The 22,714-nt window shown below is 71.6% G+C and carries 25 protein-coding genes and 1 pseudogene; 7 read left to right on the plus strand and 19 right to left on the minus strand.

From position 1 onward, the window contains the following. Nucleotides 1-134 precede the first annotated feature (134 nt). The 3 genes and pseudogenes from FB563_RS44105 to FB563_RS43020 form a co-directional block, all read right to left on the minus strand. Nucleotides 135-239 (minus strand): annotated as a pseudogene (locus tag FB563_RS44105) (DUF2267 domain-containing protein); the annotation flags it as partial. A 745-nt stretch (nucleotides 240-984) separates the two neighbouring features. After that, nucleotides 985-1,464 carry an ATP-binding protein gene (locus tag FB563_RS20610; RefSeq protein WP_055706148.1) on the minus strand — a complete coding sequence of 160 codons (480 nt, stop codon included), beginning with the start codon at nucleotides 1,462-1,464 and terminating at the stop codon, nucleotides 985-987. 1,040 nt (nucleotides 1,465-2,504) lie between these two features. Next, complete coding sequence (locus tag FB563_RS43020; RefSeq protein WP_055706147.1) at nucleotides 2,505-2,855, minus strand: STAS domain-containing protein; 351 nt, start codon at nucleotides 2,853-2,855, stop codon at nucleotides 2,505-2,507. A gap of 124 nt (nucleotides 2,856-2,979) precedes the next feature. On the opposite strand from FB563_RS43020, the gene FB563_RS20620 reads away from it, so the two are divergent. Next, on the plus strand, nucleotides 2,980-3,471 hold the full coding sequence (locus FB563_RS20620) for a MarR family transcriptional regulator (protein ID WP_063797075.1): 492 nt from the start codon (nucleotides 2,980-2,982) through the stop codon (nucleotides 3,469-3,471). Between the two features lie 310 nt (nucleotides 3,472-3,781). Further along, nucleotides 3,782-3,994 carry a helix-turn-helix domain-containing protein gene (locus tag FB563_RS20625; RefSeq protein WP_055706146.1) on the plus strand — a complete coding sequence of 71 codons (213 nt, stop codon included), beginning with the start codon at nucleotides 3,782-3,784 and terminating at the stop codon, nucleotides 3,992-3,994. Nucleotides 3,995-4,004: 10 nt separating this feature from the next. Here the strand turns inward: FB563_RS20625 and FB563_RS20630 are convergent, their stop codons facing one another. Both FB563_RS20630 and FB563_RS20635 read right to left on the minus strand, forming a co-directional pair. Beyond that, nucleotides 4,005-4,334 carry an STAS domain-containing protein gene (locus FB563_RS20630; RefSeq protein ID WP_159045510.1) on the minus strand — a complete coding sequence of 110 codons (330 nt, stop codon included), beginning with the start codon at nucleotides 4,332-4,334 and terminating at the stop codon, nucleotides 4,005-4,007. A 370-nt stretch (nucleotides 4,335-4,704) separates the two neighbouring features. Next, complete coding sequence (locus FB563_RS20635) at nucleotides 4,705-4,920, minus strand: hypothetical protein (protein ID WP_142218835.1); 216 nt, start codon at nucleotides 4,918-4,920, stop codon at nucleotides 4,705-4,707. A 38-nt stretch (nucleotides 4,921-4,958) separates the two neighbouring features. Between FB563_RS20635 and FB563_RS20640 the strand changes: the two genes are divergently transcribed. Next, a complete protein-coding gene (locus FB563_RS20640) occupies nucleotides 4,959-5,600 on the plus strand; it encodes a carbonic anhydrase (RefSeq protein ID WP_055706143.1) in 642 nt (213 codons plus the stop codon). Nucleotides 5,601-5,934: 334 nt separating this feature from the next. Here FB563_RS20640 and FB563_RS20650 read toward each other — a convergent pair whose 3' ends face one another. Further along, on the minus strand, nucleotides 5,935-6,912 hold the full coding sequence (locus FB563_RS20650; RefSeq protein WP_055706142.1) for an L-threonylcarbamoyladenylate synthase: 978 nt from the start codon (nucleotides 6,910-6,912) through the stop codon (nucleotides 5,935-5,937). Nucleotides 6,913-6,967: 55 nt separating this feature from the next. Next, nucleotides 6,968-8,260 carry an FAD-dependent oxidoreductase gene (locus FB563_RS20655; protein ID WP_079048758.1) on the minus strand — a complete coding sequence of 431 codons (1,293 nt, stop codon included), beginning with the start codon at nucleotides 8,258-8,260 and terminating at the stop codon, nucleotides 6,968-6,970. 508 nt (nucleotides 8,261-8,768) lie between these two features. Here FB563_RS20655 and FB563_RS20660 point away from each other — a divergent pair. The 3 genes from FB563_RS20660 (at nucleotide 8,769) to FB563_RS20670 (ending at nucleotide 10,357) form a co-directional block, all read left to right on the plus strand. After that, nucleotides 8,769-9,122: an SPDY domain-containing protein gene (locus tag FB563_RS20660; RefSeq protein WP_055706165.1), complete on the plus strand. Its 354-nt coding sequence runs from the start codon at nucleotides 8,769-8,771 to the stop codon at nucleotides 9,120-9,122. Between the two features lie 107 nt (nucleotides 9,123-9,229). Then, nucleotides 9,230-9,520, plus strand: coding sequence for a hypothetical protein (locus FB563_RS20665; protein WP_055706141.1), 291 nt, complete (start codon nucleotides 9,230-9,232; stop codon nucleotides 9,518-9,520). Nucleotides 9,521-9,535: 15 nt separating this feature from the next. Further along, nucleotides 9,536-10,357: an SPDY domain-containing protein gene (locus FB563_RS20670; protein ID WP_055706140.1), complete on the plus strand. Its 822-nt coding sequence runs from the start codon at nucleotides 9,536-9,538 to the stop codon at nucleotides 10,355-10,357. A 185-nt stretch (nucleotides 10,358-10,542) separates the two neighbouring features. On the opposite strand, the gene FB563_RS20675 is transcribed toward FB563_RS20670, so the two are convergent. The 12 genes from FB563_RS20675 to FB563_RS20730 all read right to left on the minus strand — a co-directional run bounded on the left by FB563_RS20675 (nucleotide 10,543) and on the right by FB563_RS20730 (nucleotide 21,534). Next, nucleotides 10,543-11,241, minus strand: a complete 699-nt coding sequence (locus FB563_RS20675) for a hypothetical protein (protein ID WP_055706139.1) — start codon at nucleotides 11,239-11,241, stop codon at nucleotides 10,543-10,545. An 80-nt stretch (nucleotides 11,242-11,321) separates the two neighbouring features. Beyond that, nucleotides 11,322-11,774, minus strand: a complete 453-nt coding sequence (locus FB563_RS20680) for a hypothetical protein (RefSeq protein ID WP_055706138.1) — start codon at nucleotides 11,772-11,774, stop codon at nucleotides 11,322-11,324. Nucleotides 11,775-11,857: 83 nt separating this feature from the next. Next, complete coding sequence (locus FB563_RS20685; protein WP_055706137.1) at nucleotides 11,858-13,579, minus strand: relaxase/mobilization nuclease domain-containing protein; 1,722 nt, start codon at nucleotides 13,577-13,579, stop codon at nucleotides 11,858-11,860. After that, a complete protein-coding gene (locus tag FB563_RS44110) occupies nucleotides 13,576-14,061 on the minus strand; it encodes a plasmid mobilization protein (protein WP_244329028.1) in 486 nt (161 codons plus the stop codon). The genes FB563_RS20685 and FB563_RS44110 overlap by 4 nt, the downstream gene beginning before the upstream one ends. A gap of 134 nt (nucleotides 14,062-14,195) precedes the next feature. After that, nucleotides 14,196-14,432: a hypothetical protein gene (locus FB563_RS20695; protein WP_055710632.1), complete on the minus strand. Its 237-nt coding sequence runs from the start codon at nucleotides 14,430-14,432 to the stop codon at nucleotides 14,196-14,198. 88 nt (nucleotides 14,433-14,520) lie between these two features. Continuing rightward, on the minus strand, nucleotides 14,521-14,712 hold the full coding sequence (locus FB563_RS20700; protein WP_055710633.1) for a hypothetical protein: 192 nt from the start codon (nucleotides 14,710-14,712) through the stop codon (nucleotides 14,521-14,523). After that, entirely contained in the window at nucleotides 14,709-16,493 is a 1,785-nt protein-coding gene (locus FB563_RS20705) for a hypothetical protein (protein WP_142218836.1), read from the minus strand. Before FB563_RS20705 ends, FB563_RS20700 begins: the two co-directional genes overlap by 4 nt. After that, entirely contained in the window at nucleotides 16,490-17,134 is a 645-nt protein-coding gene (locus FB563_RS20710; protein WP_055710495.1) for a WhiB family transcriptional regulator, read from the minus strand. The genes FB563_RS20705 and FB563_RS20710 overlap by 4 nt, the downstream gene beginning before the upstream one ends. Nucleotides 17,135-17,289: 155 nt before the next feature. Next, complete coding sequence (locus FB563_RS20715; RefSeq protein ID WP_055705371.1) at nucleotides 17,290-17,988, minus strand: zinc finger domain-containing protein; 699 nt, start codon at nucleotides 17,986-17,988, stop codon at nucleotides 17,290-17,292. Nucleotides 17,989-17,990: 2 nt separating this feature from the next. Beyond that, nucleotides 17,991-18,902 (minus strand): hypothetical protein, encoded by a 912-nt coding sequence (locus tag FB563_RS20720; protein ID WP_055705372.1) that lies wholly within the window; start codon nucleotides 18,900-18,902, stop codon nucleotides 17,991-17,993. A 490-nt stretch (nucleotides 18,903-19,392) separates the two neighbouring features. Continuing rightward, complete coding sequence (locus FB563_RS20725) at nucleotides 19,393-20,217, minus strand: sortase (RefSeq protein WP_079048676.1); 825 nt, start codon at nucleotides 20,215-20,217, stop codon at nucleotides 19,393-19,395. Nucleotides 20,218-20,343: 126 nt separating this feature from the next. Beyond that, nucleotides 20,344-21,534, minus strand: coding sequence for an MSCRAMM family protein (locus FB563_RS20730; protein WP_159045477.1), 1,191 nt, complete (start codon nucleotides 21,532-21,534; stop codon nucleotides 20,344-20,346). A gap of 302 nt (nucleotides 21,535-21,836) precedes the next feature. On the opposite strand from FB563_RS20730, the gene FB563_RS20735 reads away from it, so the two are divergent. Beyond that, entirely contained in the window at nucleotides 21,837-22,706 is an 870-nt protein-coding gene (locus tag FB563_RS20735) for a helix-turn-helix domain-containing protein (RefSeq protein ID WP_055705375.1), read from the plus strand. The last annotated feature ends 8 nt before the right edge of the window (nucleotides 22,707-22,714 follow it).

The following is a 22,714-nucleotide window of genomic DNA, read 5'->3' on the forward strand; positions in this document are numbered from 1 at the left end:
GCCGAACCGCTACCCAGCCTCCAGCCCCTGCGGCGTGCCACCGCTACGCCGCCCCGGCATAGCGCAGGCCGGCCCGCGCGTGGATCGTTCACACCGGCACGGCCGAGCACTGTGTCGTGCTGCGCCCCAACTGGTCAGGCTGGCTGGGGGCGACCGAAGAGAAGGTCGTAACCCGCGGGGAGCTGCAGCAGGATCCGGTTCGGCAGGTCGTCGCCGGCGATGTCGGCGACGACGCTGAGCGTAGGCGCGGCCGACCCCGGGCCGGGGACGGAAGCCGCGGCCTTTACGTCCCCGGCGGTTTCACGTCAGCGCACGCTGCGCACGGGCACTTGGCGGCTGCACCACTGGGAGTGCGGTCCAGCCGGGCGGGCGGTCCCGCGGGCTGCACAGGACCCGCGGGCAGCGGCTCCGGGGACTGGGGCCGCCCGCTCCGCCCGCCCATCTCGTCATCCTGCTGCCTTGGCGGAAGCTGGCTGGTCACGGCACGCCAGCACCGCACCACCGGTTCCCCGAACAGCTCATAAACGCTCACCACGCAAGGCCGGGCACGGCCGTCGACACCACCGCGAGGATCACGGTGGCCGCCGAGATGGCGAGCATCACGGCCCGCCCATGCCACGCCGTGGGCCGCAGCTTCCCACCTGCCCGCTCGGCGGCACTGCTGTGATCACCGGATTCGGCCGAGGGCCGGAAGGTCTCCGGCCGGGGCGCGCAGGGCTCTGCGCGGTCACGGCGAGCATCCACGCACACCCCAACGAGCGGCCAGGGCCACGGGAGGCGGGCGGCCCGGCCTTGTTCACCCGGCCAGGGCAGCGGCCTGCCCCTGGTGCACGGTGACTGGTCTGAGGAGCACCGGCCAGCCGGAGAATGAAGGATACGGACGGTGCGGTCCGCTCCGGCCCCGTCCACCAGGGCGGCTGCGGCCAGCGTAGAACGGCCCAGCCCGGGCAACACCCTGACGGGCCCCGGACGGGTGCTGCTGGGTCAACGGTGGCGGCCCGCGACGTCTCCGCCGGGGTCGTCGGCGAGCATCACCGAGGCGACCGTGCGCTTGCCGACCGCCTCCCGGTGCACCTCGAAGTCCTGGCACACGGCCAACACGATCTCCAGGCCGTGCTGGCCCACCCGGCCCGGATCGGCGGCCCGGGCCACCGGGAGAAGGGGGCGGCTGTCCCAGACCGTGATGGCGATGGTGCCTCCAGCCAGCTCCAGATCCAGCAGGCACGGGCCGGGCGCGTACTTGCAGGCGTTCGTGATCAGCTCGCTGACCACCAACTGCACCGTGCCCATGGCCCGGTCCGACACCGGGAGCCCGTGCTCGGCCTGCACACCGGTCAGGAAGTCGCGGGCCAGCGCGCGAGCCTGGGCGATGTCGGCCGGGCTGCCCTCGTAGGTTGCAGACGACCGGGCCAGCAGCGCTATGTCATGCCGCTCCTGGCCCCGGACTTCGGCAGCCTCGTCCATGTCCACCGCCCTCTGCCTGAGCGCCTTACGCAACGCGTGTACCCCCGCGATCCCGGGACACGCCCGGCAAGAGGGGACAACTCGGCGTGACTACCGTGGCCGGCCGCAGTCGTGCAGCGCCCTCGCCGGGGCGGTTCAGGCGGCCGTGCTGAAGCCGGCGGTGGCCGGGAAAGTCTGGCCTGCTACGCAGCCTCCGGCCCTGCGCCGGCCGGCGGGACCGGCCACCGCGCGGCCGGTGTCGGCTCTTAGGCTTCTGTCATGGCCGAGAGCAGGATGCGACAAGCGGCCCGGAGGGGTGACTGGCAAAGAGGGGTGACTGGCAAAGTCGCCGAGGAGCCGTGGTTGCCCAGGCGATGGTGTATGCGTCGTCCAGGGCCATGGCACCGTTGATCACCGGATCCACGAGGCCGGGCGCCTGCCTGTAGCACCGTGTTGGCCTGGCTGATCCGTCCAAGGGAGAGGCCGGTCTGCTCAGAAACTGAACGCGTGGAGTGCTCAGAGTCTGAGCACGGCTGGTGTTCAGATTCTGAACGCGCCCTGACGCAGATGTTCGCGAGCTGTCGGTACCCCGCGTCCTCGCTGCCGACGGCCCGGGGCAACGCGTGGTACGGCTCTAGGGTCCGCAGATTCGTTAGCAACGACGAGCCTTCCACCTGCTGTATTGCCGACCGTGCGCAGGGTGGCGGCGCGGGGCTGTCGACGGCTGATGCGCAGTCGGCGGCTTGGTGACGTCTTCGGCGGTCACGCTTGGTGAGGCGCGGGTGCGGGTGCTCGGTCTTGTGTAGTTCCACCGGTTCGGCCAGGTGCAAACGGGCATGGTCACCGCGTGGGCGTCTGGTGCGGCGCTTCAGCACGGAGTCAGGGGATGTGGCCCAGACACGCGGGGCGCGGGTTGATCTTGAAGACCGGACGGGCATCCGCGCCTCATCGGTGCCGTCGGGTTCCGCGGCGAGGATGGGGCAGACGGTGGCGGCGGGGGACGGCGGCTGTGCGGTCCGGACCGGAGCGGCCCGCGAGGACCGTCACGTGCCCCGTTGCTGTCAGCTGCTCAGGGCGGCCTCGGCGTCGGCGACGGTGTCGAAGGTCGGCAGGACCTGATCGGCTCGGGTCATCTGAAGGATCTGGCGCAGCGGGACCGGGACGCAGGCCAAGACCAGCACCACCGCTGCCTTCTCCGCCTCGCGACGGGCTCCCAGTAGCACGCTCAGCCCCGCCGAGTCACAGAACGACACATCCGTCAGCTCCAGCACGACTGCCCGCTCCGAGTGGGTGATCACGTGCTTCAGCCGCTGACGAAGCTCTGGCTGCGTGGCATAGTCCATGGCCCCGCGCACCGTGGCCACCAGGCAGCGGCCCGACACGGTCGTCTCGACCGAGGGCAGATCGTCCATTGCGCTTGCCTCACCGTCTCGGCAGGGACCTTGAATAGGATGCCGCGAGCCTATCCGGCAAGGCCCGCACGACCGCCCGAAAGGCACGATGCCTCCACCACGCAACCCTGCTTCCCTGCAGACAATGGATGAACCGGGTTTCCCGAATGTTCTCTGCCGGTGCGTCCGGCACGACGACATCGAAAGGCAGGCGATCGCGAACCAGCAGTCCGGAGAGTGGGGGTTCCTCACCAACGACGCGCGCGTGCTGCTGGCCACCGCCCGCGATACGGTCACGCGTATCCGCGACCTCGCGGCCGTCTGCCACATCACCGAACGCACCGCCCAGCGGGTCGTCGCCGACCTCGAACAGGCCGGTTACCTCAGCCGGGAGCGAGAGGGACGGCGCACGCGCTACACCATCCATCTGGACCGCAGGCTGCGTCATCCGGCGGAGGCCCATCTGCCCGTCAGGGCCTTGTTGGAATTGGTCACCGGCCACGGCCGAAGGATCATCCCCGGGCGAGCGGGTGAAGGCCAGAACGGGACACTCGGTGACTCTCAAGACAGGCCACGGACCGGTCGGTTCGTGACGGCGCTGCCGGCGCAGGCCCGGAATGGACGCTCCCGGGGTTGACGCCGACGTGTCCTGGGTCTGCATCCGCCACCGGGGCCAGCCACCGTACAATTCTGCGGACACGGTGCCCAGATAGCGGCTGCCCTCGTACGCTGCGCCCAGGTCGAACGGTTGGTGTCCGCGGGCCGTACCAGCTGCACCGGGTGCTCATCGACGGTGCGGGTGAACAGGTCCTCCCGCTGGGCCGGGTCCGTGGTCGTCACCAGCCGCCCTCACCTCTCGTCCGGGCCTTCCGCCGAACCGGTAGCCGCATCCACGCCCTCACGCGATCATGGCAGCAACCGCAGTCTCTCCGGGAGGAATCCGCCCCATGCCGAACAAGAATCAGGCCCGCCGGCTCACTCCGGGCCCGGAACGCGACAAGCTCGCGGCTGACCTGAAGAAGAAATACGACTCCGGCGCGAGTATCCGGGCACTGGCGGAGGAGACCGGCCGCAGTTACGGCGGCGTGCACCGCCTGCTCGAAGACGCCGGGGCGACCTTCAGATCCCGTGGCGGAGCCCCGCGCCGCACCGCGTCCTGACCTGCGGGCTTCACCGTTCGTTCGGCTGGTCGATGGTGAAGGCACTGCCTGCGTGGGTCAGCCGTAGCAGCCTCGCCAGCGGGTGCGGGACCGCGCACAGCCGCAGGTCTCTGCCGCTGGCCTTCGCCGTCCGGGCGGCGGCCAGCAGCGCGGACAGGCCGGTGCAGTCGCAGAACGTCAGCCCGCCGCAGTCCACCACCACGCTGCGGTGATCGGCCAGGGCGGATCGGAGGGTGTCCCGGACATCCGGGGCGCTGACCACGTCGAGGTCCCCGGCCACGGTCACCCGGCAGCGACCGGGCCCGGTCGGCTGTACAGCGACGTGGAGAGTGTCGTGCACGGCGCCCCCAGTCAGCGACGCGGACGGTGTGTGTCCAGGAGAACCCTCAACCCGCGGGGATGTCTACACCCGGCGCGGCCGGCCCGGGGCCGGGGCGGAAGCGGCCTTCACGGCCCGGGCGGCTTGCCGTCCGCGCACGCTGCGCACGGGCACTGCGCGGCTGCACCGCTGGGAGTGCGGTCCAGCCGGGCGGGCGGCTGTGCGGGCTGCACAGGACCCGCAGGCTGCGCAGGACCCGCGGGCTGTGGAGGCGCCGGGGCCTGGCGACCGGTCCGCCCGCCCGTCTCGTCATCCTGCTGCCCTGGCGGGAGCTAGCCGCCCGCGGCATGCCAGCACCGCACCACCGGCTCCCCGAACAGCTCATAGACGCTCACCTGGGCAGGTCATGCACTACGACGGACACCACCGCGAGGATCACGGTGGCCACCGAGATGGCGACTATCACCGCACGTCCGTTCCACGACGCCACCCGCTTCGCCGCGCGTTCACGCACGCCGGCATCGTTGTGACCATCCGACTCGGGCAGCAGCCGGTACGCCGCCGGCGAGGCCGCAAAGGGCTCCGCATCAGCGTTGTGAGCATCCACGCACTGCCAACGAACCATCCGCCTCGTAGGCTTCGGCCATGACCGAGATCAAGACTCCGACGCCCCGCGACGCCTTCGATCTGCTGCTGGCCGGTAACCAGCGCTTTGTCGCCGGCGTCCCCGAGCACCCCAATCAGGACGCCGCCCGCCGCGCTGAGATCGCACCGTCCCAGCAGCCCTTCGCGGTGCTGTTCGGGTGTTCCGACTCCCGGCTGGCCGCCGAGATCATCTTCGACCGCGGCCTGGGCGACCTCTTCGTGGTCCGCACCGCCGGCCACGTCATGGGCCCGGAGGTGCTGGGCAGCATCGAGTACGGCGTAGACATCCTGGGCTGTCCGCTGGTGATCGTGCTCGGTCACGACTCGTGCGGCGCGGTCGGCGCTGCGTGCGCCGCGCTGGAGGACGGCATGGCACCGGCCGGGTACATCCGGGACGTCGTCGAGCGCGTTACTCCCAGCGTGCTGGCTGCGCGGGCCGCCGGACAGGTTGAGCCCGAGGAGGTCCTGGCCGAGCACATAAGGCACACCGTCGACCTGCTGCTGGACCGCTCCCGGGTCCTGGCCGAGAAGGTCGCCGCCGGCCAGGCCGCCGTGGTGGGCCTGTGCTACCGCCTGTCCGACGGCAGTGCACAGCTCGTCGCCTCTCGCGGCCTCGACGCGGCGGTCCCTGCCGCGTCCTGACCGCCCCGGCCGTGGCTGCTCAGCGTGAGTTTGCTGCGGCCGGAGGAGACCCGTATACGGTGGATGAGGAACCTCTCACGTTCACTGCTTGATCGTCCATGGAAGGGCCTTTGATGGCTCACGGAGACGACCGGGTGCCCAGCACCGTCCCCCGCGCCGACCCGGCGCGGGCCGCGGGCTGCGAGGTGTGCCGGGGATGGGGAACGGTCGTCACCGACGAGGGGCGGCACCAGCTGTGCCCGGCCTGCCAGGCTGGTGGGCGCTCAGCCGAATCCGCCACGAATCCGCCCCGTCCTCGTCTCCGGGAGCAGTAAGGGCACAGCGTCGGCGCTGGTCACATAGTGGGCCGGGGCCCTGCGGCGCGGCGGAGCCGGTTGGCGATCGCCAGTCCCAGTCCCTCCTCCACCGGCAAGGACGCGATGATGAGGTCGCACCCTTGCTGGTCGAGCTCGCGCAGGAACCCGTACAGCCCGCGCGCATAGGCGGCCACCGAACCGGGGACCGCCACCACGGCGTGCACCTTCACCGCAGCGTCGGCGAAGCCATCAGGCAGAAAGACACCCACCTGGTGCCCCAGCTCCTGCGCCAGCTCCGCCTCGGCGACGACCTTCTCCCGCTCGACGAGGACGACCCGCGCCCGCGGCGCGTAGTGCGACGGATGCTGGCCCGGCACCCGGACACGGCTGGTCGAGGGAACCGCAAGCGGATAGCCCAGCACCGCTTCGAGGTCCTCGCGCGTTACCCCGCCCGGCCGCAGGATGCTTGCGGCATCGCCCGTGACGTCGACAATGGTCGACTCGACACCGACCGAGCAGGGACCGCCATCCAGCACGAAGTCGACCGCTTCGCCGAGCTCGGCACGGACATGGTCCGCCGTTGTGGGGCTGACCGAGCCGAAGCGGTTGGCAGACGGGGCCGTGACACCACCGCCGAAGGCTGACAGGAGCGCCAGTGCGACGGGGTGGTCGGGAACACGCACGGCCACCGTCTGGAGGCCACCGATCGCTTCGAGGGGCACGCGGGGACCGCGCCGCAGGACCAGCGTGAGTGGTCCCGGCCAGAAGTGTTCGGCCAGCAGGCGCGCTGCCTGGGGCACCTCCTGGACCCAGTCGTCCAGCAGTTCCGCGCCGCCGATGTGGACGATCAGCGGGTGGGAGGGCGGACGCCCCTTGACTTGGAAGATACGCGAGACGGCGGCGGGGTCCTCGGCGTTGGCGCCCAGACCGTAGACGGTCTCGGTCGGGAGGGCCACCAGGCCGCCGGCACGCAGCACCTCGGCCGCCTTCTCGATGTCACTGGTACTTGCCGTCACGCTGGCAATACTCCCACTCTTCCGCCCCCCTCATTTCCGTGGAGACCGGTCCAGCTTATGGAGCGACGACCCATCGGGCGGCATCGTGGGCTATGCGAGCGGCGGCGTACTCCGTTCCGGCAACGAAGCGCATCATGGGGCCGAACGTCGGGGCGGCCAGCGAACCAGCGACGTACAGACCAGGCACGGATGTTTCGAACGTCCTGGTCAGCTGAGGGGCCTTGGAGCCGGGCACACAGACGACGCGCCGCCGTAGCGTAGGGACGAGAAACGCAAGCGCGTCGATGTCGAGGCGGTAGCCGGTGGCAGCCAGCACGTGGTCGACAGCCAGCCCCTCCGAACCACCCGGCATGGTGAGTTCCAGCCGGGCAGTGGAGCCGGATGCCTCGGCGTGGGTGACGCGGGACGAGGTGCGCACCGGCACGACATCCTCGACCCGGTCGCGCAGCCACCAGCCGCCCGAGGGCCCCAGCGCCCGGCGGAACAACAGCAGCCGGGCGGCAGCGGGGAGCCGTCGCACCCCGCCTGGTGCCCGGCAGACCGCGGCGAGTGTCCAGCCCGTCCCCAGGGGTGAGGCGGGCTGCGCGAGCCGCTGCGGCCACGGTCGGCCAAGCTGCGGAACCGAGCCCCACAGAACGCGCCGCTCCCGCACCAGCACCTGCACGTGGGCTCCGGCCTCATGCAGCAGCGCGGCGCTCTCCAGTGCGGACTGGCCTCCCCCGACGACCGCGATCCGCTGTCCGGCATACCGCGACAGGTCGCTGTGGTGGCTGGTGTGCGACACCAATGCCCCGGCTCCCGGTCCCTCGGGCACGAGGCGGAGCAACTCCTTCGGTATGTACGCCAGTCCGTTCAATCCGGTCGCCACCACGACGGCCGCCGCCGTCAGCTGCCGGCCGTCGTCGAGTCCTACGGCGAACCCGGAAGAGCTTGGGCCGCGGTCGACGCTGGCGACCCTGGCCGGTTCCACGTCACCGACGTACCGCTTCTGGAACCACTGCCCGTAACGCACGAACACGTCGCACGGGATCGGTGTCAGTTCCGTCAGCTCCGACTCACCGCGCACCCTGCGGAAGTCGGATAGCCGTCCGCCCAGCTCGGGTGCCGACAGGTCGGTGGCGTCTGGGGTCGACTTCAGGAACATCCCCGTGGCCATGGCATGCCGCCAACTGCCCATCACCTCCCCGAAAATCCGCACTGGAACCCCGGCGGCCCGCAGATGAGCGGCCACCGACAACCCGTACGGGCCAGCGCCGATCACCACCACGGGAAGCCTCTCGCGCCTGCCGACCGCCCGCTCGTGAGCAGGGCGCTGCCCCGGAAGCGACTGCGTCACACGTCCCCCCATCGATCAGCCCACCGCCCTCCCCAGGGCAGCGCGACACCTCGGAACGCCACGGCGGCCAACGGCCCACCGCACGCGATCCCCCCTCCGCGACCGAGTGTGACCCATCAGCCGCAGCCCGCCCAGGATTTCAGCACACCTTGACCGAACCTAGTCAAACCACCCGGCATCCCAGGAAACGTAACGATCACGGACCTTACAGGTGCCCTTCGCCACCTGTCGGCCCCGGCGGCTGAACGCGGTGCGGTCTCACCAAGATCGACCTCACCACCAGATCGACACGACGGCTACGCACCGTAACGACTGCGCACTGGTCCCCGGATTTGCGCATTCATTGCGCATCGTCAGCCGACACTGCGCATCGACTTGCGGATCCTAGAACGGCGAGGGCGGATCTCGCAGTTCGCCGGTGGCAGACGAGAAAGATCCACGAATGACTGGAACTGCGGGCAGGGCCATGTCAACCTAGACGACCTTCCCCGGAACGTAGCAGGTCAGAGAGGTGATCGCCGTGACCGTAGCTCCCGTGAGCCCTGGCTTCTCCACCACCGTCGAGGCCCTGCGGCTGCGCGAGTGGCAGCTCGGTCCTGGCCAGCCCACGCTGGTCATGGACCAGTTCTCCGCGGAGGACTTCCACCTGATCGTGGATGACCGCGCGGACGTGCACGTCAGCTCCAAGGACGGCCGGTTCTACCTCGGCTGGTTCCCGCTCGGCCGCCCCGGCACGGACGGCGAGGGATGGAAGATCGCCGTCACCGGCACGGCCAAGGTGCGTGGCTACCACCTGTCGTTCGACACCGAGACGCCGGCGGACATCGTCGCCGCCGCCGTGGCGCGCGTGCTGGAGACCTCACGCCCCCTATGAGAGCGCGGACACCGACAGGTAGCCCCCGCCCCGCACGCGGTCGTCTGTCTGCCGCCCGCCGAACGGTTCCACTGCTCCCCGTTTCCCTCTACCTCAGGAGGCTGTTCGTGACGACCCCGGAGATGACTGTCGGCGATCTCATCGACCTGCTGTCCGGCTGCGACCGGAGTGCCCCGGTCCGCCAGGCCATGAATCCCTTCTTCCCGATGGCACACCGCTTGGCGCAGGTCGTGCAGTCCGTGGACGAGACCGGGCAGCCCGTCGTGTACCTCGCCGAAGGCCGGGAGCCGGACGCCCAGCTCGGTCATCTGCCGCCCGAGGTCGCCGTCGCCCTGACCTGGCACTCTCCCGTCCAGGCACCCCCTCGCCGGGAACGCCGCACCGCACGCGGCAAGTAGACCGGCACCGAGCCCTTGGAGGCGCCCCTGAACCCCGACATTCCCCTCGATCCGCCGGCCAGCAACAGCGCCCAGCGCGCGTACTGGGTCGGTCCCCGGCACCTGGCCGGGGACGACGGACGCCTCTACGACTCCGTCGCCGATACGCTCGCCGGCCTTGGCTGGTCGAGCCTTGCGATCGTCCGCGGGCGCCAGGAACCTGACGAGGCGCCGGAGGACCGTCAGGTCCTGCGCAGCACCGTCCTGCACATCAGCCCCGACACCCTCCGGTGGGCCCAGTGGGTCCTGGCGGACGAGCCGTTCCACCTCGGCGAACTGCCGATCGCCTGGCAGGTCTGCGCCCGCGCCGATACCAACAGTCCGCTCGCGCAGTGGTCGGCCTACTTCACCCCCGACGTCCCCGGCGAGGTCCTCACCGACTTCCTCGTCGCGCTCGATGCCCGGGACCAGCCCACCGTGTCCTTCGCTGGGCCCGAGCTGGTCCTCGACGCGGTCACCGCCCACGGCTGGCTCCGCGACATCGACCAGCCCCACGCGGCAGCGATAGACCCGACCTTCACCTCCCACCTCAGCCTCGGCGAGGTCCCGCCCCTCATCCAGGACGCCGACCCGCGCACCCTGGTCGCCGAGAACGACGCTGCGGGACCGGTCGGATGGCAGGCATGGGCCGAGCCCGCGCTGGGCACGCAGTGCCTGTGGGCGGCGTCCTTCGCAGCCAGCGTCCCGCACGACCTGGTCGCCGCGTTCGCCGCCTCGCTCAGCTCGACCGCACCGGTCCTGCGCCGGGTGCTGCCGGAGAGCACCCGGGACCGGCTCCTGCGCGCCCCGGCCGGCTGAACGCCGGTGTCCGCCCTTGACCCGACGCATGAAGCCCGCCCTCCCCGATTCCGGGAAGGGCGGGCTTTGCTGCTGTGTTTGCCGGTGCGCTAAGGGGTTCGGAGCGTGACGGCAGTATGTGACGCCAGCTGCGACAGAGCCCGGCGCCCTCGACCGTGGTGGTCGAGGGCGCCGTTGCGAGCGCGTCAGCGAGTCGCTGTCGCCCTGGCGAGAGCCTTGCCGAGATGCTGGTCGACCAAGGCCGGCGGGCCGGAGACGATCAGGAGCAGGCTTCCCTCACGTATCGCGGTCTGCTTGACGAGGCTGTCCTGCCCACCGGAAGAGAAGGTCATCAGCTGGCTCCACTGCTGGTCGCCGAGCCGGGGCGCGGTCGTCTTCTGTGACGTGACATTGATGGCGGCGCTGCCGGAGACGACTTGGTAGGTCGGGCAGCCGGTCATGGCGTCGAAGATCCGATCGATGCGGTCGGACAGCTTCGTGGAGGTGTCGCTGTACAGCTCCTCGGAGACCTCCGAACCGGCGCTGCCGCCGGTGTAGGTGAAGGACACCTTCGCCTTGTTGGGGAAGTCGAGGGAGCCGCCGGCCGCCGCGTCGCCGCCCAGCTTCTCCAAGGCGGGGCAGCCGGTGACGGTGACGTCGTCGTGGCGGGAGGTGTCCTCCGGCTTGCGGGTGTAGTCGGACCCGAGGTCGCTCTCGTCGAGCAGGCGGGGCTGAAGCGCGGCCGACGACAGCGGGGCGTCGCTCTGCTTGGTGGTGGCCGGGTGGCCTGCGGGGGCGGAGGACGGGGAGGTGGACTTCGCCTGGCTGGTACCGGCGGAGCAGGCGGGCAGGGTGAGGGCGGCGGCGGTGAGGCCGAGGGCGGTGAGGGTGAGGCGAACGCGCATGGGTGAACGACCCCTTGGTGCTCGGTGACGGTTGGACAGTGCGGGCCCGTGGGCCCGAGAAGGGGTCGAAGGAGTGGCGGTCAGCGGTGGCCGAGGTGCCGCAGGCAGTCCTCGAACGTGGCGTGGATGGCATCTCCCGGGCCGGAGTGCCGGTTGAACCACGCGGTGTCGAGACGGGTCTCGTGCTGCTGGTGGCCGGCCTGGCAGCGCAGCCAGACCTGGTCGTGGGTGGAGAGTATGAGCCACTCGCGGTAGGCGCCGCACTCGGCGCAGGCGACGACCTCGCCGTCCAGGACGACCGGCCACGGCCAGGGCATCACCCGGCCGTCGAGCTGGTCGTGGCTGGGGACGCGCAGCTCCGGCGGGAGGAAGTCGTCCACAACCGGCGCCGGCTCCGCGAGCTGATGCTCCTGCTGCATCTGCAGGACCGGTGGCACCTGGTCGGCCATCTGCAGCCACGCCTCGTACGCCCGGCGCTGCACCTCGCTGAACTCTTCCTCTTCCGCGCGGCGGCGTCGTATCCGGTGAAACACCCGGTGTCCTCCCTCGTCTCGTCCTGCACGCGTCATGATCGTGCCCGAAGTCCGCTGACCTGTTCAATTCACAAAGTCCACAGTCACGACCGGCCGCGCCCAGGTCGGGCCTGTCCGGGGATGTGCTGCCCGGTGCGCTGTGCCGAGCGCTGTGCGGTGTGAGCGTCGGGCACCATGCCGGTGGTATCCGCGGGCAGGTCCGCTACCCGGCGCAGCCGCCACACCAGGACGTCGCTGACGGACTCCGCCGTGGCGAGTTCCCGCCGTGCCGCGGCGTCGGCGAGCAGGGCGGCTGGGTCGTGGCCGGCGGCCTCGGCGTCGGCGAGGGTGGCGGCGAGCGCGTGCCAGCCGGGCTCGGCGAGGATCTGTTCGGCCAGTTCCGGTAGCGCCTCGCGCAGCACTGTCGTCTGCCGCTGCCGCAACGATCGATTGAGGCGTCGGCCCCGCAGGTAGAGGGCTCCGAGGGGTTGGGCTGCGGCGGCTTGGTAGGCGGCGCGCAGGTGTTCGGCGGCCTGGCGGGCGGCGGCGGCCTGCTGGGCGTGGTTCTTCTTCGCGTGCCAGTGGGCGGCGGCGGTGATGAGGAAGAAGAGCATGTCGATCGCCATCGCGGTGGTCGCGCCGTCCTCGCCGCGGCCCAGCGCCGGGCCGCTGTAGACGAGGTCGCGGGCCGCCTGTCGCAGGGCCCGGTCGTGGCCGCGCTCGGCGCGCACGTGGGAGCGGGAGGCCCGCTCGAACGCGAAGGCGGCGTCGCGCAGTTCGCGCCTGGTGTGGGCGGCGGAGGTCTTCGCGAGCGCGTCCAGGACCTCGCCGGCAGCGGCGATGTACGCGGCGGCGATGGCGTCGTCGCCGTGCTCGATGACCAGCATCGCGGTCCACGCGGCCGAGGCCGTGCGTCTGCGGGCGGCGGCCGGGCCGCTCGGCGCCACAGTGGCGGGCGCATCCGCCGGTGCGGGGTCCTGGTCGCGGGTGTCGGCGGACCAGCGCTCCCGGATGCGGGGCAGGGACAGGTCGGGGGCGAGGCGGGCGCCGGGGTAGAAGACCGGTTCGCCGTCCTTGTTGCGGTCGTCGGGCAGGGCGACCTTGTAGCCGAGCAGGTCGCCGGAGGGGGCGAGGCGCTTGCGGATGATGAGGCCGGCGGCGGCCAGCCGGTCGAAGAACTCGGTCTCGCTGGTGGCGCCGGCCGCCGCGCGGCGCACGGTCTCGCGCAGTTCCTCCCGCGCGGTGCGCTCGCGGCCCTGACGTTCGGCTTTGTGGCGCTCGGCGCTGGTGGGGCGCTGGGCAGCGGTGCCGTCGCCGGGGGCGACTTGGCGGAGGCCGAGTTTCTTTTCGATGAGGCGGCATTCGGCCTGGGCGCGCTTGCCGGAGCGGTAGTCGTCGGGGCGGCTGCCGTCCTCGCACACCAAGGTGGCGACGATGTGGATGTGGTCGTCCGCGTGGCGTACGGCGGCCCAGCGGCAGCCGGGCTGGCCGCCGCCGGGGTCGATGCCGGTGGCGGCCACGATGCGGCGGGCGATCTCGCCCCACTCCTCGTCGGACAGGATCCGGTCGTCCGCAGCCGTGCGCACGGAGGTGTGCCAGACGTGCTTGGCTGGCCGGGCGTGTTTCGGGAGGGCCATCACGGGCTGGTCGAGGAGCTGCTGGAGGTCCTTGAGGGTGGCGTTCGGGTCGCGGCCGGGGTCGGGGGACATGCCGTCGAAGGAGGCGACGAGGTGCGGGTCGATGTGCTCCTCGTGCTTGCCCGGACCGTACAGGTAGGCGAGCAGGCCGATGGTACGGGAGCCGGACTCGTTGACGCTGGGGATCATGAGCTGCGGTGTGCAATCAGCTGTGCGGCGGCCTCGTGGACGGTCTCGGCGGCCCGGCGGACGGCGGCGATGGTGGCTTCGAGCTGGAGTGCGTCGGCGCCGGAGTTGATGGCCTTCATGGCCTGGTTGAGGTTGCTGCCGGCCCAGCCGAGCTTGCGGCGGCTGTCGAACAGGGCTGTGATCACTTCGCGTTCGTCGGCGATCTCGGCGCTGGTGCGGTCGAGGTCGCGGGCGGCGGCGAGCGCGGAGCGCGCGAGGAACCCGGCGACGGACAGCTGACAGCGGGCGGCGGCGGACTTGATCAGGGCGAACTCTTCATCGTTGAAACGGGTGTTGGGCTGGTGCAGGCGCTTGTTCTCGCGCGGCTGTCGAGGGCGCTGACGGGCGCGTACGGCACGCTCACGGTGGCTGCGGCGCTCGGTCGGCTTCTCCTCCTGCCCCGGCTTCGATCCGCCCTCGGTCGAAGCCGGATGGACCTGCACCCCCCGGTGAGGGTCCTCTCCCGCCCCCTTGGGGGCGGGTTTGGCGGAAGCTACGCTTCCGCCCCAACTTGCTCGCCGCGAGAGCGAGTTGACGTCGCGCGCAGGTTCCGCGGTGGTGGCGTTGTTATCGGTGGTCATCGGGTTTCGGGCCTCGTGGAGCGGATGCGGTACTGGATGGCGGCGGCCAGCTCGACGACGTCGGCCGGCCCGGAAAGGACGCGGACATCGCCGTCCGGGGTGTGCTGGACGAGCCACTGGCCATTCGGGGCGAGGACTGCGGCATGCAGGAGCCGCCGGCGGACCAAAACGTCCGCCCAGGCGTCGGCCTCGGCGGCCGTCGCCGGACACGTGCGGGTGGGACGCGGGACCACGGGATGCCTCCTGGAGCGGGGCGGTGGCCCGGCACGAAACCGGGCCACCAGGTACGGATAGGGGGTTTGAGCTGCTGCTTTGGCCGGTTCAGCCGCACTCGGGGCAGCGCCCGACGTGGCTGCTGAGTGCCCTGGCCATCTGCGCCTTCGCCGCGAGCGCGCGCTTCGCGCTGGCTTTCCCCGACGGCTTGTCGGCGTGCCGCTCGGAGTGGGTGCTCAGGATCCTGATCTCCCGCTCGTATCCCTTGCGGGTGATCGCAAATTGGCGGCAGGTCTTCATCGGGCGGTGCTCCTTGTCGTCGTGGTGCTGACCTCGCTCCGCAGCTGCTGGAGAACGAGGCTGAGTCGTTCGTTCCGGCCGCCCGTCAGGCCCTCGCGCCGGAGGATCTCCCGCAGCTGGACCCGGGTGACGGCCTCGTTACCGTCCCGGGCGAGCAGCTCGGGGACGTGCGGGCGGACCTGCTGGACGAGCTGGTCCACCGACTCCTGCAGCTCCCGCGAGGGACGTTGTGTCCGCGGGCTGCGGGACGGCCCGCCGCGCTTGCTCTTGCTCCTGGCCTGCGTGGTCGGCTTTCGCCGCAGGGGGACCGTGTGGCCCCGGTCCCCGGTGGGGTCGGTCCCCGTGTCGGTGCCCTCCGGTCCCCGGTCCCCGGTGGGGTCGGTCCCCGTGTCGGTGCCCTCCGGTCCCCGGTCCCCGGTGGGGTCGGTCCCCGTGTCGGTGCCCTCCGGTCCCCGGTCCCCGGTGGGGTCGGTCCCCGTGTCGGTGCCCTCCGGTCCCCGGTCCCCGGTGGGGTCGGTCCCCGTGTCGGTGCCCTCCGGTCCCCGGTCCCCGGTGGGGTCGGTCCCCGTGTCGGTGCCCTCCGGTCCCCGGTCCCCGGTGGGGTCGGTCCCCGTGTCGGTGCCCTCCGGTCCCCGGTCCCCGGTGGGGTCGGTCCCCGACTCGGCGCCCTCCGGTCCCCGGTGCGAATCAGGGGCTTCGGCCATCGGCTGGCCGGTCCCCTGGTCACCGCTGGGCTCCGGGTTGAGGTCCCCGGTCCCCTCTGTTTCGGGGGGCGCTTCTCCGCTTGCAGCGGGGTAGGTTCCGGGGACCGGTCCCTGCTCCAGCGGTCCTCGGTCCCGCCTCGTTTCGGCGTCGGCGTGGGGACCGTTGATGGGGACCGCGGTGGTTCCGCTGTTCGTCGCGGGGACTGTGGCGGTGTCCTCGCCGCTGTGGTGCGGGGACCAGGGGGAGGGCAGGGGAACCGTGGCGAGCGTGAGTGCGTGCCGGCGCGCGGCGAGCTGGTCGAGCAGCGCGGCGCGCTGGACGGGGTCCGTGCCCACCGAGGCCCGGCCGATCGCCTTCGACAGCTTCCGTGTGAGTCGCTGGCCGCGCCAGCCCTGTTGCTGCTCGGCGGTGCGTTCGGCGAGGCGGCAGGCGAGGTCGACGGCGCGGGCGGTCGCGCGGTCGCGGGTGATCTGTGCGGCGTCGCGGTCCCGGGCGGCGATGCCGAGGCGGGACAGCAGCCGCTCGCGCGCCTCCCGGCCGAGCGTCGCGACCAAGCCGCGGGAGGCGGCGCCAGGGATGCGCAGCCGCAGTTCGATGCCCATGGCCAGGTGCCAGAGCATCGCCGCCATGACCGGGCCGACGAAGGCGCGGACCGTGCCGCCGACGGGGCCGCTCTCGGCGTAGGCGGGGATGACCTGCACGCCGGTGACGACCCAGACCAGGGTGCCCGGCAGTCCCGGCGCCCCCTGGGTGACCAGATTCTCCCGGGCCATCAACGCAGTGGCGAAGAGCGCCAGTTCGGCGGCGCCGAACATCGCGCCGCGTTCGGCGGTGCCGGCCATGTCCAGGTAGTCGGCGGCGAACCGCCAGCTGGTGTCCGCGCTGTAGGCGGTGCAGCCGAGGGCGGCGAGGGCGGCGACCTTGACCGCCAGGCTGCGGGAACCAGTGCGTGGGTGCGTTGCCCGGTGGCGGATCGCCCAGGCGGTCAGGGCCAGCGCCAGGATGGCGGCGGGGATACCGAGGGCGGGGAGGGACAGGTTCGGTACGGCACCGAGGGTCAGGAGGGGGTGGGTCATACGGCCTTTCCGAACGAGGCGTTCGCGGAGGACGACGTCACCGGACGGAACTCCGGCTCTTTCGTGGCGGGCTTGGCTGATGCGGGTCGGCTCGTCGTCGGTGCCGTCCGCTTCTCCTTCTTCTTGCGCCTCGGGGGGACACCGAAGTTGAGGTCACGGACGAAGACCTTGTCGGCAGCCTCACGCAGCAGTTCCTGGGCGTGCTTGCGGCCGATCTGCAAGGCGACGGCGAGCCGGTCGGCGTGCCAGCCGCGGACGTAGGCGTGGTCGATGACGACCTGCCGTTCGGACTCGGTGAGGTGCACGTCGCGCCCGTTGAAGATTGCGAGCACCCGGTTGTAGTCGAGGCGCTGCGGCAACCCCTTGTGCCAGGGGCGGCGCTCGGCCTCGGTCAGCCCGCCCCAGATGCCGTCCTTCAGTTCGTTTTCCAGGGCGTAGTTGAGGCATTCGCGGCGGACCGGGCAGGCGGCGCACAGCTCCTTGGCCTCGGCGATGGCCGCGTGCTCTCGAGGCAGGGGGAAGAAGATTTCGTCGGCGTCCTCGGCGTCCATGCCGTGGCACGCGCCACGCGGCTGCCAGCTGGTGTCGCCGATGCCGCGCAGGCCGGTGGCCGGCGCGTGGTGGGTGGTGATGTAGCGCAAGTCGGTCTCCGATGTACTGCCGCGTCGGCCGCCCTGGGGCGGCGGTGGGCGGACGCGACCAAGGTGCCGGCTGCGGTGCGGAGCGGGGGCCGCAGCCGGGCGGGACGGTGGCGGGCGGGGGTGCACCAGGCGGGGTGCACCGGCGGGTGGGCCGCTTAGGCCATCGCGGGCTGCTGGTCCTGCTGGGCGGCGGCGAGGTCGAAGCGGCCGGGGTGCGGGGTAGCGCGCGGGGCGTTGCCGCGTGCTCCGCCGTCGGGGCCGATGCGCCGGCGGCGGCACGGCTCGCCGGGCTGCGCGTGGCACCACTCGCACCGGACCGATAGCGCGTCGGGCTGGCCTGCGGCGATGGCCGCCTCCCGGGCGGCGCGGGCGGGCCGGTAGGGCGCCAGGGCTGCCCGCGCGTGCGGCGGTATGCAGGAGCCGACCTGCCGCAGCCGCGTCTCCAGCCTCGGGTCGATCCCCTCGCGACCGGTGGTGATAGCCCTGGCCTGCGCGGGCTGCGCGGTGCCGGCGGCGACGGCGCGGCGGGTGCCGACCAGCTCGGCGATCCAGGCTGCCTGGTCGTCCGGGTCGACGGACGGGGTGGGGTCGGTGTGCCGGGCGAGGCGGTCGCGCCGGTAGCTCTCCCACGGGCGGCCGATGTCCGCGGGGACGATCTGGTAGGGCGAGGTGCGGATGTGCTGTCGGGCGGTGATCCGGGCGTCCCAGCCGTGGGGGGTGGCCAGGGGCACGTCGCCGAGCAGCTCGTGCCACTGGGCGAGCTGGTCGCGGGCCTCGCCCTGGTCGGTGCGGATGGTGCGGGGGTCGAGCCGGCCGATGTAGGCCAGCAGGGCGGCAATTTCGCGGCGGTCCACGGCTACTGCTCCGTTCCGGTCGGCTCGTTGAGGGCGGCGAGGAGGGCGGCGGTGTGCGCCTCGGCGCGGGTCATGCCGCCTGCCGGGGCGGGGCCGCCTCTGCCGGGCGAGGCGGAGGCGTTCGGGTGGCTCGGGGCGTGCTCGCGGGCGACCCAGGACCGCCAGTCGGCAGCCCAGGCCGCAGCGGTGCGAGGGGCCCGGTTGGCGCGGTGGGCGCGCCACTTCGCATCGGCTGCCTGCAGACCGTCCTCGCCGAGGCGATCCAGGTGGCCCTGCTGGCGGGCCCAGGCTTGGGTGAGGGGGTCGATCTGCCACGCGTCAGCAGGCAGGAGGGCAGCACCACCACTGCTGCCTCTACGGTTCACCTTCGGTTCACTACGGTTCTGGGGTGCAGAATCCGTACCTTCCACGGTGCGGATTCCGGCACGTCGAGGGGTCGGATTCCGTCGCGAGGGGTCAGATTCCGCACGGGTCGGATTCCGTCGCGAGGGGTCGGATTCCTTACCCTTCTTGGGCCAGATGCCGTACCGCCGCAGCTTCTTCTCGGCCTCCTCGTCCAGCTCGGGTACCGGGTCCGCGTCCGTGGGCGGCTCGACGTAGGCGTCGGGGTCGTCCTTTTTGGCCGCCGCGACCTTGGCCAGCCAGGCGGCGGCGCGGGGCAGCCGGTAGACCGTGGTGCGCTGCGGACCCTCCAGATGGTCGAGCAGCTCCAGCTCGCCGCTCTCGGCGAGCGCTACGAGCGCGGTCCGTACGGCGGTTCGCGAGGCATTGGTGCGCTCGATCAGACTCGTGAGCGAGGCCCAGGCGACGCACTGCTCGTCCGGCACACGGTCGGCGATCGACAGCAGCACCAGGCGTGCCACTCCCCGGCTGGAGCTGTGCTCCCATCCCCACTCGCGGGCGTCGACACTCATCGGCCGCCCCCGCTCACGAGGCCGGACCGGTGGCTCGGCGCCGCGATGGTGTGCTCACGCCCGGAGCCGGAAGCCACCGAGGCGCAGCAGGCTGCCGCGCAGGCCGGGGTGTCCGGCCTTTCGCGCAGGGCAGAGATCATGCAACAATCCCCTTTGCAGTGTTGCCACGCTGAAGCGCCTGGTGGAATAGGGATCAGCGTGGTGACGGTGGGCAATCGCCGCCCTTGCCGGGGCGGGCTATGCCGTTGAGCGTTCGGCGTCCGGGAGTTCGCACCTCTCGGGCGCCGTCGCTGTATGCGGACCTACACGGTCTGGTCGGTGCCTGCCGCGCTCCTTTACGTTCGTGGTGCCGGGCGGGGTGCCCGGGGGACGACGAACATACGCACGGCCCCGCGTCAAGATCCAGACTTGGTTCTAGAACTCTGTAGTAGTTGCAGAAAGTGACGGATCACGCACCCTCACTCCCGCTGCATGAGGCGGGTCGGGGCATTCACAGCTCGCTGCCGCGGGTGGAGGCGAGCGTCGCCTCGACGACGACCCGCTTGCTGTGACCGTCCGCGGGCCAGCACGTCACCAGCGTCAGCAGCGCCTTGGTGGGCGTCGCGCCGGGCTGGCCCGGGACCTGGGCTGTGACGGCGACGTCGGTCGGCGCGACCGTGGAGATGCTGGTCACGGTGTAGGTGTAGGTGATCCGCTCGGGTGTCGAGACGGTGATGGGAGCGCCTGCCTTGATGTTGTCAATGTCGCGCAGCGGAGGCGACGCAATGCCGGAGCGGTGGCCGGCGAGCACGAAGTTGCCGATCTGGCCCGCCGCCTCGGTGCCGTCGAAGTGCCCGAGCCCGGCACCGAGCTGGTCGGGGCCGGTGCCCTGGTAGACGGGCTGTGCCCAGTCCTTTCCGAGGGCGGGGATCCGCACGACGTCGATGATGGCTCCGCCCGGCCCCGACGCGGCGCTCGGTTTGGATGCAGCGTGGGGATCGGCCCAGTGGGCCAGGGCGCGCCCGGCTTCGCTGGTGGCCGCACGGGCGGTCGGCGCGCTGGAGGTGCGCAGGGACGGCGCTGCCGGGGCCAGCGCGGACTGGGTGGCTGTGGACGCCGCAGTGCGCGCGTGGCCGGCCTTGGAGGAGTGCGTCCAGGCCACGGCGGTCGCGGAGAGCGCCACGGCGGCGGTGAAGCCGACGGCCACGACCTGCCAGCGGTGACGCGGCCCGCGGCCCGCGTGTTCGCCCGGTGAAACGTCACCGGACGGTGCCGGTGAGGGAGGAGGACCCTGCGGATCCGTGGTGTCGCCGTGCCGGTCGGGGGACTGATGCATGGGATGTATCCAGAGCGAGAAGAGCGGGATGGAGGTACACAACGGGGCGGGGACCGGCTCAGGGCCCCCGCCCCGTTGCGGAGTTCACGCGGACGAGCGGCTAGGAAGCGCGCGCCGGCGTAGGGGTCAGGCGCCGGTCTGCGGCAGCACCTTGATCGTCACCGGCCGCGGCTTGGGCACCGCAGGCTTGGGGATCCTGACGTCGCGCACGGCGACCGCGGCGTCCTTGCCGTCGGTGACTGCCACGTGCTGGTCGCTCGCCAGCTGGTAGCCGTCGACCGCCTCGACCTCGTGGACCGTGTACTCACCCGCCGGCAACTCGGCGGTCTGCCAGATGCCGTCGGCGTTGGTCGTGCCGGTCGCGACCGTCTTGCCGTCCTTGTCGCGCACGGCGAACTTCACGCCGCCCAGCGGCTTGCCGGTGTCGCCGGCGGTCTTGACGACCTTGATCCGGCCGCCTTCCTCGGTGGTCTTCATGGTCAGCTGTGCCGTGGCGCTGGTGGTGCCGCCGGCGAGCACCATGCGCTGCGCCTCCTTGTTGTGGGGGAGCACGGCGCGCAGCGTGGTGCCGGGCAGGCCCGTGGCCTCCGTGGTGAGCGTGACGCTGTGGCCCTTTGCGGCTCTGACGTGTGCGTAGGCGATGCCGTCGGCGTTGGTCGACTCGGTGTCTTCCGCCACCTGCTTCCCGTCGAGAGCGGCCTTCAGGTTGAGCCGGATGCCCGGCACAGCGTTTCCGGCGGCCGAGGTGACGGTGATCTTGATGTTGGTCGTCACACCGGGTCGCAGCGCGGCCAGCGGCTGGAGGTGAACCGTGTACGGGCCGGCGAACCGGGCGGCCTCGGACAGGTACGCGGTGGCCAGCTTCTTCGCCTGCGGGGCGACCTGCGGGTACGACAGCCGCTGCACGGCCCGCGTCCCGTCGGGCAGGGCGTAGGCGGACCCCGCGTTGAGGAGGCTGTAGACGTCGGCGTCCACGGCGGCGCCCTGCGCGTCCGAGCCGGCCTGACCGTACTTCGACAAGATGTACGCGGCCTGAGAGACCTGTGCGGCGCTCGCGGCCCTGCCGGTGGCCTGCGACGTCCAGGAGGTGTAGTCGCGGGCGGCGCCGTAACCGCCGGCGGCGCCCGGTCCGGCAAGGCCCGGGTCGGCGCAGTAGGCGATCGCGCCCGGTACGGCGGATACATAGTCGCCGATGTGGGAGGCGCCGGAGTGTCCGGCGGAGTCCGGGATCAGGAAACCCCGACCCCACTGATCAGCCGCCGACGCGCTCGGCGCCAGCAGCGCACCCGCGCCCACCGCCACCGCTGACGCAGCCACCAGCGAACGCCGAAACCGACGCGCGGCGTGCGAAGGGGCAGGTGATGATGCCAAACTCATGCATGTCTCCGAAGGGGGATGATGCCGGGCCCGCCAGCGGGTTTCTCAGGCCAGCAGCTGGCTGGGCCCGGTGCCGCTTCCCGCCCAAGGGCAGGGAAGTTCTGTACATGGGCGAAGAAAAAGACCAGGCAGAAGGGGTTTCCCCCGGCCAATCTCGCCATCGTCAGGCTATCTGTCCCTGCGCACACGCACAAGTTGCTAAAGTGGGCCCACCAAACCTTGCATGCATTGGAGCGCTTCACATGTCCCAGCGTCTGGTCGACGGACGCCGCATCAAGGTGGCGCGCATCAAGGCGGGACTTCTGCAGAGCCAGGTGGGCAAGGCCCTGGGTGTCTCCGACTCCGCCGAGGCGAACTGGGAGAACGGCAAGAAGCGTCCTGACGCCGAGCTTTTGCCGGCTCTCGCCGAGGTCCTCGGAAAGCCCCTGGACGTCCTCTTCCCCCGAGAGGGTCTGCCTGACCTCGCGGACCTGCGGGCCGATGCCGGGATCTACCAGAAGGACACCGGCCAGATCATCGGCACCAAGAGCCACGCGCCCGTCAGCCGCGCGGAGCGTGGAATCCGCCGGCTGGACCCCAAGTACGTCCCACCCCTAGCGGCGGCGTACGGGGTCAGCGTCGACTCGCTGCTCGCCGCGCAGGAGCGGTCCTTCGGGCGGGACGTGCCGGAGCCGGGCCAGGTACCCACGTCGCTCGCCGGCAAGATCGCGTTTTTGATGGAACACCTGTACCCGGGTGCTCAGGTCGCGCCGACCGCGGACGAGATCGCCCGGGGGATCAATGAGTGGGCAGGTGCCGCGGTCGTCTCGGAAGAGGAAGTGAAGGCGATTCTCTCCGGCGCCCAGCCCACGGCCAAGCCGATCGTCTATCACGGGCTGGCCGACTTCTTCGGCGTCGAGCCGCTGTTCTTCGAGCCCCAGCACGAGGTGGCCCGGCACATCTACGAGGGGCTGCGACTGCTGGCCCTTGCCCGGGAGGGCAAGGTCACCCGGGCTGTGGTACACGGCGCGGGCGAAGGGGGGCTTCCCGCAGACGTGCTGGCCTTTGTCAACGAGGTCGTCGTCGAACTCCAGGACCGAGGACTGCCCGCCGCCGGCGACGAAGGGCAGTGACCTCGGCC

This window comes from Streptomyces puniciscabiei (assembly GCF_006715785.1).
Classification (GTDB): Bacteria; Actinomycetota; Actinomycetes; order Streptomycetales; family Streptomycetaceae; genus Streptomyces; species Streptomyces puniciscabiei.